Genomic DNA, 13,590 nt, shown 5'->3' with positions numbered 1-13,590 from the left:
GTGACGCCCGGAGTCGGCCATGTCGCTCGTCAGTTCACAGGAAGGACGGCACGGCGAGCCAGGCGTCGCCCGGCTCGGGCGCGTCGTCGCGGGTCACGGCGGCCTCGATGAGCCCGTACGGCCGGTCGGTGGCGGTGAACACCTCGCCGCTGTTCTCCAGGCCGAATCGGGCGAGGTCAACGGGGAAGTGATGCTTGTTGGGTGCGGAGAAGCGGATCTCGGCCACCTCTTCGTGAGCCTTGAGCACGTGCGCTCCCATCAGATAGAGGGTCTCCTGTAGCGCCCGGCTGTAGGTGGTGGCGAAGGTCTCCAGCAGCGACGCACTGATGGCGCCGTACGTCGAGTTCCAGTCGACCTCGGTACCCGCGTACCGCCACCTCGCGACGAGCGAGGTGGCGAGGATGCGGTCGTCGGTCTCCTGCAACGTCGTGTATTCGTCCCGGAGGAAACCCTTGAACTCCGAACCGGTCGACTTGAGCAGGACCAGGTCACGTAGGCCGGAAACCACGCGGACCAGCTGCTCGGCGTTCCGCCCGGAGAGCGTGACCACGGTCGTCCGGACGGCTCCGCCGCGGCGGAGGAACGCGTGGTCGTGGCCGGCCCCGTCGACGTCGATTCGGTCCCAGGCGTACTGCTCGACGCGGACCTGGGCGCCGGACGCCTTGGGGGACGCCTCGATCAGCCGTTGGCCGACCGCGATCGCGTAGTCCTCGGGAGACGTGACGCCGTGCTTCTTGGCGTACACGAAGGCGGTGTTCTTCTGGGTGTCGGTCGGTAGCACATCCCGCTGGTCTCCCTCGACGTGCGCCGCGGCGAAGTCACCGCGTAACGCCGTGGAGACGTTCAGATCCCAGATCTCGTGTCGCGGGTTGTCCCGGTAGATGCGCACTACGCGGTTCTCGGCCTTGCCGTACTGGTCGAAGCTGAGCACGGTACCCATGACGTCCCTCCTACGTGTCGGTCGGTCGTCCTGTCGATGTCCGCATCGTGGTGGCCGTCCAGCCGGTGGCCGTCCAGCCGGTGGCCGTCCAGCCGGTGGCCGTCCCCGATCAGCTCCCCACCCGGGGCGCGGATCGGGTGCGAGCCGCCGGATCCCGTCTCGTGCTGATGCCGACGGCAACGAGGCAGGGCCAACGCGTAGGAGTCGAGGCGATCCCCAAGTGGATCTCCACCGCGCCCGAGAGGGACGGGGCTCGTGGACGTCGGGTTTCCTTCATCGTGGGATCACCGTCCACCGCTGACCTGTCGCCGCCCTATCGGCGATCTCTTGTCGTCCTGCTCGCCGTCGATATCTTCGTGATAGACGCGGCGTCCCCAATGCAGTGTCATGAGCCTGCGAGTCATGTCGGCGGCGCCGACCGAGCCTGATCCCCGAGGCGCTGCGGCGCGTCCCCTGACCATCTGTGTCTTCTGCGGCGCCCGGCCGGGCCGGCGGGCGGCCGACACCGAGGCGGCCCGGCACCTGGGTCTGCTGATCGGCCGACGCGGTCACCGGTTGCTCTACGGCGGTGGTGGTTCGGGGCTCATGGGCGAGGTGGCGTGGTCCGCGCAGCGGCACGGTGCGCCCGTGACCGGGGTCATTCCCACGTTCCTGGTCGAGAAGGAGCGAGGCATCGCGGCACCACCGCAGCAGACGGTGGTCACCTCGACGCTGGGCGAGCGCAAGGTGGCGTTCCTCACCCAGGCCGACGCGTTCGTCGCCCTGCCCGGCGGGTTCGGGACTCTCGACGAGGTGCTGGAGGTGATAAGCCTCAACCAGCTGAAAGTGTTGACCAAGCCGATCGTGCTGGTCAACACCGACGGGTTCTGGGATCGGTTCCTCGGAATGGCGCAGGAGCTGACCGACTGGGGCTTCACCGATCCCGACCTCGGCTCGCTCTGCTCGGTGACCGGCACCACGGAGGACGCGCTGCGGTGCGTGGAGAGGCACGCGAACCACACCGCGGGACTGGCCGCCGTCGACGCGGAGCGGCTCTGAGCCGAGTTCATCGGTTGCCGAGTCCCATAGGCGGGTCGTGACCCACTCTTCGTACCTCGACGGTCCGCGCATGCTGCACGACAGCGACACCGCCGACCGAGGTGCGACCGACCGCTCGGGTGGCCGCCCGGCGGCACCTCGGCCGCCGCCAGGTCACCTGCCGCGAGGGCCGTGTCACGGGCAGCCGCCGGGTCGGCCCAGGTGTCTGTTCAACGGACGTCCGCCGCCGGCGCCCACTGTCGATCACTGCGTACCGGAGCGTTCAGAGGTCGACCGGCCGCCCGTTCGGGGCGTCCGTCGAGCGGGCGGGGTGGGCTTGTCAATCGCCTGACCCGACCGCCACCGCGGTCAGGATCAACCGGTCGGTCGCCAGGAAGCGTCCGGAGAACCGGGACCGCGGTCCGTCGACGAGCAGTTGCGCGCTGAACCGGCCCGCAGTGGGGTCGATGGTCAGCCGGGCGTCCGGCAGTCCGAGCCACCGTCCGGTCAGCGGAAACCACGCCTTGTACACCGCTTCCTTCGCGCTGAACAGCAGCCGGTCCCAATGCGTCCGAGGATGGGCACTGCGCAGGTCGCGCAGCATGTCGGCCTCGCCGGGCGCGACGATGTAGTCCTGGGTTCCGGCCGGCAGTGTCTGGTGCGGCTCGGCGTCGATGCCAACCGACATCAGGTCGGCCGAGCGCGCGACGGCGGCCGCTCGGTAGCCGGTGCAGTGCGTGATGCTGCCGACCACCCCGGTCAGCCAGACCGGCGCCCGTTCGGCACCGATCCGGATCGGTGCCGGAGCCACACCGAGCCGCCGCAGGGCTTCGCGCGCGCAGCGGCGGGCGGTGACGAACTCCCGGCGCCGGAGGTCGACGACGTTCGCCACCAGGTCCTCCTCGCCAGGGAACACCGGCTCGCCGGGTATGTCGGAGAACGCCTCAGCGGTGCGTACGGCGGCCGGGAGCAGAGTCGCGAGCATCGACCAGAGTCTACGGCCTGAGCGCGGTGGACACCCCCTATCGTCCACGTATCCCGGACCGGCGCCTCCAACCGGTAACGGCGGGACAGCGGGCCGATAGGCGACCGGCCGAGAGTCGGCCCATGACCATCACTCCTGACGAGCGCGAGGATCTGCTGGCCGCGGCACGGCGCAGTGTCACGGAACGGCTGCTGCGCGGAGCCGCGCCGACCGCGAGCCCGGTGCAGACACCGGACGCCGCACGGTCGCCCGAGGAGCCCGTCCCGCTGTCGCCGGAGCAGCATTCTCTGTGGCTCGTCGGAGAGATGCTCGGCGCACACGAGGGGCTCTACAGCGTGCATGAGGTCGTGCGACTGCACGGGGCCGTAGAGGTCAGCAGATTGCGGACCGCGCTGGATCGTCTGGTGGCCCGGCACGAGGCGTTACGTACCGTCGTCGTCGAGACCGAGGACGGACCGATGCAAATCGTCCGCGCCCCGGGGCCGGCCGCCTTCACCGTGGTGGACCGGACCGAGCACGGAGGCGACCCGATGGCCTCGGTCCGGGCCAAGCTGGCGCGGCGCTTCGACCTCGAGGCGGGACCGCTGTTCCGCGCTGCTCTCGTCGAGGCGGACGGCGATCACCTCCTGGTGCTGCACCTGCACCACCTGATCGCCGACGAATGGTCCTGCCAGATCCTGGCCACCGACCTCAGCCGGCTCTATCGCGGCGTCGCGGACGTCGCGGCGCCGGGTCGCTACACCGACTACGCGCGCCGGGCCCTCGAAGGCGCTGCCGACGGCCGGCAGACCCACCTGGACCATTGGCGCCGGGCCCTCTCGGATGTCGACCCGTACCTGGAACTTCCCATCGACCGGCCGCACCCGCCCGAACCGACATACCGCGGCGACGGGGTCGTGATGACCGTGCCCCCGAACACGGCGAACCGGCTACGGCAGGTCGCTGCCGAGGCCGGCGTGACGCCCTTCGTCGCGGTGCTGGCGGGGCTCGCGGCCACCCTTGGTGGCTACAGCGGGCAAACGCGTTTCGCGGTGGGGACGCCCATGTCGCGCCGTGGCACGGCCGGCACCGACGAGACTGTCGGGCTCTTCGTCAACACCGTCGCCGTTCCGGTCGATCTGGCTGACGGGCCGGAGCTGCGTGACCTCATGATCCGCCTGCGCCGGACCGTGGCCGGGGCGCTGGACCATGCCGACGTCAGCATCGAGGAGGTGGTCCGCGCGCTGAACGTGCGACGCGCGCCGGATCGCAACCCGCTGTTCCAGGTGTTGTTCCAATACCTGGACGACCACGAGGACTGGTGGGACCTTCCGGGTATCACCACCGAGCCGGTCGACCTCGACGAGGCCACCGAGAAGTTCGAACTCACGCTGGTGGCGCGCGACGACGACGGCGCGATCCGCCTGGAGCTCCGGTACGCCACGGATCTGTTCGAGGCCGATACCGCACGGCGGCTGCTGCGCAGTCTGGTTGCCGTCCTGGAGCAGATGGCCGCCGATCCCGCACGCCGGACCGGCGACCTTGATCTGCTGGGGGCCGACGACCTGCACCGGCAGCTCCGGTCCTGGAACGACACCGAGGTGCCGCTGCGCGAGACGACCCTGGCGTCCCTGTTCGCCGAGCAGGCGGCCCGGACCCCGGATGCCTGCGCCGTCGTCGACGACCAGGAGACGCTCACGTACGCGGAACTGGCGCACCGAGTGAGCCGGGTAGCCGCGGGGCTGCGGCGAGCCGGGGTAGGACCCGATGTGCCGGTCGGGGTCTGCCTGCAGCGCTCGTTCAGGCTGGTGACCGCGCTGCTTGCTGTCGAGTGGGCAGGTGGCGCGTACGTGCCGCTCGATCCCGATCATCCCGACGGCCGACACGCGATGATCGTCGCCGACACCGGGATGTCCGTCGTCCTGGTCGACCAGGAGACCGCCGGTCGTTGGACCGGCGACGAGGTCGTCGTGCTGGACGTGGACCGGCAGGCGGCGATCACCGACGACGGCACTTCCGGCCTGACGGCAGTGTCACCGGACGACCTCGCATACATCATCTTCACCTCCGGCTCGACCGGGCGGCCCAAGGGCGTCTGTGTACCGCACCGGGGTGTGGTCAACCGGCTGCAGTGGATGCAGAAGGCCTACCCGATCGGCACCGGCGACACTGTCGTCCAGAAGACGCCGTTCAGCTTTGACGTGTCGGTGTGGGAGTTCTTCTGGCCGCTGACCGTCGGCGCGCGTCTGGTGGTCGCCGAGCCTGGTGGACATCAGGACCCGGCGTACCTGGCGGACCTCATCCGCCGCAGCGCCGCGACCGTCGTGCACTTCGTGCCCTCGATGCTCGCGGAGTTCCTCGCCGATCCCACGGTCGACGACCTTCCCAGCCTGCGCCACGTCATCTGCAGCGGCGAAGCCCTTCCGGCCGGGCTGGCGGATCAGGCTCGCTCCCGGCTCACCGCCGAGTTGCACAACCTGTACGGCCCGACCGAGGCGTCGATCGACGTGTCCGCGTACACCTGTGTGTCTGCGCCGGGCGAGGCGACCGTCCCGATCGGCAGGCCGATCGACAACACGCGGCTGTACGTCCTGAACGACGCCCTGCGCCCGATGCCCGTCGGGGTGCCCGGCGAGCTGTTCATCGGTGGTGTCGGCCTCGCCCGCGGATACGTCGGCCGGCCCGTACTGACCGCTGGCTCCTTCGTGCCCGACCCGTTCCACGGCGGCCGGATGTACCGGACGGGCGACGTCGCGCGGTGGCGTACCGACGGATCCCTCGAATTCCTCGGACGGATCGACGATCAGGTCAAGGTACACGGCCACCGCATCGAGCTCGATGAGATCGTTTCGACCCTGCTGGCCCGCCCCGACATCGCGCAGGCCGCAGTGGTGCCACAGCAGACCTCGGCCGGCGCTCTGCGGCTGGTCGCCTATGTGGTGCCGACGCCCGGGCACGTGCTGTCGGCGAGCGATCTGACGGCCCATCTGCGCGGCACGCTGCCGGAGTACATGGTCCCGGCCACGTACGTGCCCCTGGACGCGCTGCCGCTGACCTCGAGCGGCAAGGTGAACCGGAAGGCGCTGCCGGACGTGTCACCGGCAGCCGCATCGCGAGCGGAGCCGACCAGGCCACGCGACGAGACCGAGCGGGTGCTGGCCGCGATCTGGGCCGAGCTGCTCGATCTCGACTTCTGTGGCGTGCGGGACAACTTCTTCGACATCGGTGGCGACTCGATCCTGGCGGTGCGGATCGCCAACCGGGCTCGCGCCGCCGGCCTGCCGGTGACCCCGCGTCTGCTGCTACGGCACCAGACGGTGGCCGAGGTGGTGGCGGCGCTCCGCGCCACGGACGGCCCGGCCGCTGACGGCCACGGCGCCGCCCCGGCCCGCGCTGCCGAACCGCTACCGGACGGCGTGGAGTCCGTGCACCGGCTCTCCGCCCTCCAAGAAGGGATGCTGTTCGAGACGATCGCCTTCCCGGCGGAGAACCGGTACGCGCAGTACCACGCCTTCGATGTGGACCAGCCGCTCGACGAGGAGGCGCTGGCCTCGGCGCTGCGCGAGGTCTGCGCCCGGCACCCCGCGCTGCGCAGCCGGTTCGCCTGGCGCGGGCGGCCACATCCGGCCCAGGAGGTGCACTGTCGCGCAGAGCCGGAACTGGTCGTCCTCGACTGGCGCGCCGACGCGTCTCCGCGGCGGTACGAGGACTTCCTCGCCGAGGACCGGGCCGAACCGATCGAGCTGACCGGTCCGATCAACCGATTCACCGCGCTGCGCACCGGTGACTCGTCCTACCGGCTGGTGTGGCGGACCCACCACATCCTGCTCGACGGATGGAGCACCGAGATAGTGGTCCGGGAACTGTTCCAGATCGTCGGCGGCCTCCGCAACGGCACGTCCGTCGACCTCCCCGACCCGGTGCCGGCGGCAGCACATCGGGCGTGGCTCGCCGGACGCGACCGCGACGCGGACGCCGTGCACTGGCAGAAGGTGCTCGGCGGATTCACCACGCCGACCGCGCTACCGGTCAACCGGTTGCCGACGGAGGAAGGCGGCCGGGCGGGTACGGCGCTCGAACTGCTGAACCTGGACCGGGGCCAGCTGGATCGGTTGACCGAGGTGTCGCGCCGCTGGCGGGTGTCGCTGGGCTCGCTGGTGACCGCGGCCTGGGGACTGCTGCTGCGTCGGTTCGGTGGCGGGGACGACGTGGTCGTCGGGGTCACCGTCAACGGGCGGTCCGGGGACTTCCCTCGGATCGAACAGGTCGTCGGCCTGCTGATGAACACCCTCCCGGTCCGGATGCGGATCGAAGAGGGGATCACCGCCGGCGCGGTGGCCCGCGCAGTCCAGGATCAGATGGCCGAGTTGCACGAGCACGTCCACTGCTCGCTGGTCGACGCCAAGCGGCAGAGCGCGGTGCGGGCGGACGAGCGCCTGTTCGACAGCATCGTGGTGTTCCAGCACGAGGAGCGCGAACCGGCGCTGCCGCCGGAAGTGTCCCCGGTGCCCGGTAGCACCGCGCTGGACAGTGGCTACCCGCTGGTGCTGGACGTGACGGCGGGGGACGGGCTGTGCCTGCAACTGGCGTACCAACGCACCTGCGGCGAGGCGGAGACCATCCGGCGGCTGCTCGCGCACCTGGCGATCATCCTCACCGCGATCGCCGATGACCGGTCCGGCTCGATCGACACGCTCGACGCGTTGCCCGACGTCGAGCGCGAACGTGTGCTCCGGACATGGAACGACACCGACGCGTGGTACCCGTCGGAGACGTGCCTGCACGAGTTGTTCGAGCAGGCGGCTCGCGAGAATCCCGCCGCTACGGCGATCGTCGATGTCGACGGATCCTCGGTCTCCTACGCCGACCTGGACGAGTCCGCGAACAGGCTGGCGCACCACCTGCGTGCCCGAGGCGTCGGCCCCGAGCAGATCGTCGGCGTGCTCCTGGACCATTCCGTCGAGATGTTCGTGGCCCTGCTCGGCGTGCTCAAGGCCGGCGGCGCCTATCTCCCCCTAGACCCCGGCCATCCAAGTGACCGGCTGAAGTACTACCTGCGGGACAGCGGTGCCCGGCTCGTGGTGACCCGGGCCGACCTCGCGGCGCTGGCCACCGACGGCGAGAACCTGCCCGCGGTGCTGCTCGACGCCGAGGCCGCGCAGATCGCAGAGCGACCGGCCACGTCGCCCCAGACGGGTGTCACGGCGCGCAACCTGGTCTACATCATGTACACCTCCGGCTCGACCGGACGGCCGAAGGGCGTGCTGATCGACCATCGAGGTCTGATCAACTATCTGTGGTGGGCGCGTTCCGGCTATGGGATCGACGGCGCGGACGGCGCTCCGATGGTCGGCTCCATCGCGTTCGACCTCTCCGTTCCCAATTTCTTCCTGCCGCTGACGGCCGGGCTGAGCGTGACACTGTTGCCGCCCGACGAGGGCCTCGGAAATCTCGCCGACCTGCTCACCGAGCCGGCCGACTTCAGTCTGCTCAAGATCACGCCGGGGCATCTCGACGTGCTGCGTCGGATGGTGCAGCCCGACAGCGTCCATTCGGTGCGCACCTTCGTGGTGGGCGCCGACGAGGTGCGTACGGAAACCGCCCTGGGCTGGCGTAAGGCGGCTCCACGGGCACGGATCATCAACGAGTACGGCCCGACCGAGACGGTGGTCGGCTGCTCGACCTATGTCCTGCCGGACGAAGTCGATCCGGAGCTGCCGCTCCCGATCGGCCGGCCCATCGCCAACATCCGGATGTACGTGCTCGACCGTCACCTCTCCCCGGTACCGATCGGTGTGACGGGGGAGTTGTTCATCGGCGGTGACGGTGTCGCCCGTGGTTACCATCGCAGGCCGTCGGTCACGGCGGAGCGGTTCCTGCCGGATCCGTACGCGTCGGAGCCGGGCGCCCGGTTCTACCGGACCGGGGATCTGGCCCGGTGGCGCGCCGACGGGAACCTCGACTTCCTGGGCCGTTGCGACGATCAGGTGAAGATCCGCGGATACCGGGTCGAACTGGGGGAGATCGAGGCCCGGCTGCTGGCTCATCCCGACATCGTCGAGGGTGCGGTCGCCGCCTTCGCCCACGAGTCAGGCGACCGTCGGCTGGTCGCGTACCTGGTGCCCCGCCCCGATGGGCAGCTGCCGAGCGCCGTTGACCTGCAGGAATGGCTGGCCCGCGACCTGCCCACCTACATGCGTCCCGCACAGTTCGTCTGTCTGCCGGAGCTGCCGCTCACGGCGGCCGGCAAGGTCGACCGCAGCCGGCTGCCGGCACCGGGCCCGGTCACCCGGGATGAGGAAGCCGGGTACGTCGCTGCCCGCACCGAGACCGAGCGACGCCTGGTCAGTGTCTGGGAACAGGCGCTCGGTGTGACCGGGGTCGGCGTGCACGACGACTTCTTCGGGCTCGGTGGCGACTCCATCGTCTCGGTGCGGTTGGTCGCTCTGGCACAGGAGTACGGTCTCGCCGTCAACCCGCGTGACGTGTTCCGCCATCCGACCGTCGCCGGTCTCGCGGCCGTGGTGACCCTCGCGGAGCCGGCAGCGGCGGAGCCCGCTCCGGAGCGATCGGCTGCGGAGCCACCGGTGGCCGGGCCCGACCCGCTCACCGGGCTGGACGACGAGGCTGCCGCCGTCCTGCGTACCCAGCTGAGGGAGTTGGACACGGCCGAGGTGTACCGGCTCACCCACCTGCAGACCGGCATGCTGCTGCACCGGCTCGCCGACCCGCAGCGGGACGAGTACTTCCGCCAGTTCATCTGGGACCTCGACGGCGATCTCGACGTGGGAACGTTCGTGACGGCGTGGCAGCGGGTCATCGACCGGCATGCGGCCCTGCGGACCCGGTTCATCTGGCAGGACCTGCCGCACCCGGTGCAGGTCGTCGTCCGCGCCCAGCCGATCGTGGTCGAACGCTGGGACTGCCGTTCCACTCCTGACGGCGAGCGCGTGGGCTGGCTGGAGCGGCTGGCCGCGGACGAACGGGAGCGCGGGATCGACCTCACCGCCGGACCGCCGATGCGGCTGGTTCTGATCCGAACCGGTTCGACGCGCCACCGCCTGCTGTGGAACGTCCACCACCTGGTGCTGGACGGCTGGAGCCGGTCGATCGTGAGCCGTGAGGTGCTGGAGACATACGCCGCTATGCGTACCGGCGGTGCCCTGCCGGCCGATCCGCCGGCACCGTTCCGTGACTACCTGTCCTGGCTCGACCGCCACCCGGCGAACCGGGACATGGGTTACTGGCGGCGAACGTTGGCCGGCCTGCGCGGTCCCACGCCGCTACCCGCCGTCGCAGCGGGTCGACGCCCGGGAACCGGCATCGGCGTCGAGGAGAGCACTCTCGCCGATTCGCTGTTCCAGGCTCTGCGCGACACCGCAGCTCGTTACCGGATCAGCCTGCCGAATCTGTTGCAGGGGGCGTGGGCGTTGCTCCTGAGCCGGCACTGCGGCACCGATGACGTCGTCTTCGGCACCACGCTGGCCGGCCGGTCCGCCGACGTGCCCGGCATCGACCGCATGGTCGGGATGCTGATGAACACCCTGCCCACCCGGATCGGCGTGTCCCCGGACATGTCGATCGGCGACTGGCTCACCGAGGTGCACCGAGGCCGCCTGACCCAACAGGAGCATGCCGGCGCATCCCTGGTGGAGATTGCCCGATGCGTCGATGTGCCCCGCGGAGAACGGCTGTTCACCAACCTGTTCGTCCTGGAGCGCGCCGCCGACGAGGAGGAGGGCGAGTGGGCCGGCCTGCGGGTCGACCAGAGCGACGGCGCTCCGGGCGAGACCGCGTACCCGTTGGTGCTCACCGTGAGCGTCGCCGGTCACCTCGAGCTCGGACTGAAGTTCGAGCACGCAGTCTATGACCGGGACGCGGTCGCGGAACTCCTCGGGCACTACCGAATGCTGCTCGAGGCCGTCACCGTTGCGCCCGCCGACGACCCGGTCGCCGCGTGGCGCGAAGTCGTACCCGCGCCGGTCGTTCCGGAACCGGCTCCGGCCGCGTCGTCGGGCGCCGCCGGGCCGGCCGGGATGGGGCTCGCCGCCGCCGTCACGGAGGCCGAGCGGGTGCTCGCGGAGATCTGGAAGGGCGTGCTGCGCCTCGACCGGGTGGGGCCAGAGGACGACTATTTCGCCCTCGGTGGCGATTCGGTCCTCGCCTTCCAGGTTGTCACCCTGGGGCGGCGTGCCGGCCTGTCGATCACTGTGCAGGACGTGCTGCGCGACACCAGGCTGCGAGACCTGGCCGCCACCGTGGCGCCGGGCGCGGCGGTGGAGGTGGCGGCCCCGCGTGCCGAGCACCCGGACCCCTGGTCGGCGGTACCGCTCACTCCGGCGCAGCATCGTCTGCTCGACCAACGTGTGCCGCACGACCACTACAACCAGTCGGTGCAGGTGGACTGGCACGGCGCCGCCGATCCGGGCCGCCTGGGACGGGCTCTGCGGGCGCTGACCGCCCAGCACGACGCGCTGCGGTTGCGTCTCGACCGCGCCGCGCCCGACCGGCGCCAGCGGGTCGCGCCGGTGTCGGACACCAATCCGCTACGGGTGGTCGATCTCGGCACCCGGACAGCCGATGAGCGACGGGACGAGATCCGGGCCATCGCCGATCGGCTGCACACCGGTCTCGACCTGGCCGACGGCCCCCTGCTCAGGGCGGCACTGATCCGGGCCGACGGATTCGACGACCGCGTCGTGGTGGTGGTCCACCACTGGGCCGTGGACACGTATTCCTGGCGCATCCTGCTCGACGACCTCGCCACCGTGTACCGAACCGACGATCCCGCCGCGCTCACGCCGGTCCCGACCTCGTTCGGGCAGTGGGCCACGCGGCTCGCCGCGTACGCGAGCAGCGGGAAGCTGGACGAGGAACGCGAGTTGTGGCAGGCGGTGGCTCGCGAGCCGGTGGCGCCACCGCCCGCAGTTGATGTAGGCGGCATCAATCGTGAGTCGGCGACCCGCACGGTCGAGGCGGTGCTCGATGAAGCGGACACGAGCCGGCTGACCCGCAGGGCGGCGCACGGGGTGCCGATGCAGACGCTGGTGCTGGCCGCTCTCGGGGACGTGCTGGTGGAATGGGCCAGCGGCGGCCTCCCGGTCTCGGTCGACATCGAGGGCCACGGCCGCGAGCCGCTGTTCGATGATGTGGATCTCTCCCGCACCGTCGGCTGGTTCACCGCCAGGTACCCGGTGGTCGTCCGGCCGGTCGGCCGGGGTGGCGTCGACACGGCGGTGGACGCCCTGGCCGACACCCTGGCGGCGATTCCGCACCATGGGATCGGACATGGACTGTTGCGTCACCTGGCGGGCCAGGCCGATCTGGCATCCAGGTCGTGGGTCAGCCTGACCCACTTCGGTCATCTGCTCGACCAGGGCGACGGTGCGGGCCTGTTCCACGGCGTGTACGACGACTCGACGGCCCGGGCCCCCGCCGGCGAGCGCCGCTACCTCCTGGACGTCAGGTCGTGGGTGCGAGACGGCCGGCTGCACGTCGACTGGACCTTGGCCGGAAACGTCGAGGAGCGGGTGGGCCGCCGGCGTCTTCAGGAGCACCTGCAGCGACTTCGCAAGCTGGCGGCACCGGCCGACCGGCCGGTTCCGGCGTCCTGGCAGCGCCTCGAGCCGGGCTCGGCACTGATGGCCGCCGCGCGTCGGCGGTGTCAGGCGCCGGCGGTGAGTGTCGCGGTGATCGCCGACGGGCAGGTCGCCCGGGCCTGGGGTGAGGGAACGACCGACGCCCGTGGGGGTGCGGCGGTCGATGCCGAAACGATCTTCCAGGCCTGTTCGGTGAGCAAACACGTCACCACGGTGGGCGTGCTGCGGCTGGCCATGGACGGCGTGCTGGACCTGGACGCGGACGTGCGTACCCACCTGACAGGCGGGTTGCGCGGCGCGTCGGGACCGGTCACCCTGCGGGGCCTGCTGGGCCACGTGGCAGGGCTGGTGCAGTACGGCCACCCGGGCCATGAGCAGGCGGACCCGCTGCCCACCCTCGCCGACATGATCCTGGGTCGGCCGCCGGCCGCGACACCGCCGATCGAGATGACGGGCGCGGCAGGGACGTTCGGCTATTCTGGAGCGAACTTCACCGTGGTGCAGAGCGTCCTCCAGGCGGTCACCGGCGAGCCGTTCGCCGAGACGATGCGACGGTTGGTGCTCGATCCGCTCGGCATGCGTGACAGCAGCTTCGACCAGGCGTTCCCGCACCTGCGGCCGGGCCGTGTGGCGCACGGCCACCGGGACGACGGCACGCACCTGCCCGGCGGCTGGCGAGTCTTCCCCCAGCAGGCCGCGAGTGGCCTGTGGACGACCGCCGCCGATCTGGCCAAGGTAGCGGTGGAGATCCGGGCAGCTGCCACCGGCGAACCGTCGCGGGTGCTCGACCGGGCGTCCGCGCAAGCCATGATCACGCCGGAGGTGCCGGGCGGTCGGTACGGCCTGGGCTGCGTCAGCAAGGTCGTCGACGGTCACCGGTGGTTCGGTCATCCCGGCGATCGGCACAGCTTCCAGTGCATGACCGCGACGGATCTCGACGACGGAGCGGGTCTGGTCGTCCTCTCGAACATCGGGGGGAGGCCATTCCTGGCCGATCTGTTCGCGGAACTGGAATTCCCCATGCCGCCGACGCTGTGACCAACGATCCGGTAACGCGCCGACCAAGGGAG

The 13,590-nt window shown here is 70.7% G+C and carries 4 protein-coding genes; 2 read left to right on the top strand and 2 right to left on the bottom strand.

Annotated elements, in window-relative coordinates:
- Positions 1–34: 34 nt before the first annotated feature.
- Positions 35–940, bottom strand: a complete 906-nt coding sequence (gene pucL / locus O7600_RS08000) for a factor-independent urate hydroxylase (protein WP_091606513.1) — start codon at positions 938–940, stop codon at positions 35–37.
- 387 nt (positions 941–1,327) lie between these two features.
- Here pucL and O7600_RS07995 point away from each other — a divergent pair, with 387 nt between their 5' ends.
- Complete coding sequence (locus O7600_RS07995; RefSeq protein WP_091606509.1) at positions 1,328–1,978, top strand: TIGR00730 family Rossman fold protein; 651 nt, start codon at positions 1,328–1,330, stop codon at positions 1,976–1,978.
- 319 nt (positions 1,979–2,297) lie between these two features.
- On the opposite strand, the gene O7600_RS07990 is transcribed toward O7600_RS07995, so the two are convergent.
- Positions 2,298–2,942, bottom strand: a complete 645-nt coding sequence (locus O7600_RS07990; RefSeq protein WP_281593047.1) for a 4'-phosphopantetheinyl transferase superfamily protein — start codon at positions 2,940–2,942, stop codon at positions 2,298–2,300.
- Positions 2,943–3,064: 122 nt separating this feature from the next.
- Between O7600_RS07990 and O7600_RS07985 the strand changes: the two genes are divergently transcribed.
- Positions 3,065–13,558 carry a non-ribosomal peptide synthetase gene (locus O7600_RS07985; protein WP_281593046.1) on the top strand — a complete coding sequence of 3,498 codons (10,494 nt, stop codon included), beginning with the start codon at positions 3,065–3,067 and terminating at the stop codon, positions 13,556–13,558.
- The last annotated feature ends 32 nt before the right edge of the window (positions 13,559–13,590 follow it).

The organism is Micromonospora sp. WMMA1998 (genome assembly GCF_027497375.1).
GTDB lineage: Bacteria > Actinomycetota > Actinomycetes > Mycobacteriales > Micromonosporaceae > Micromonospora > Micromonospora sediminicola.
Note: the sequence above shows the minus strand (reverse complement) of the source record. Positions and strands in the feature narration are given on the sequence as shown.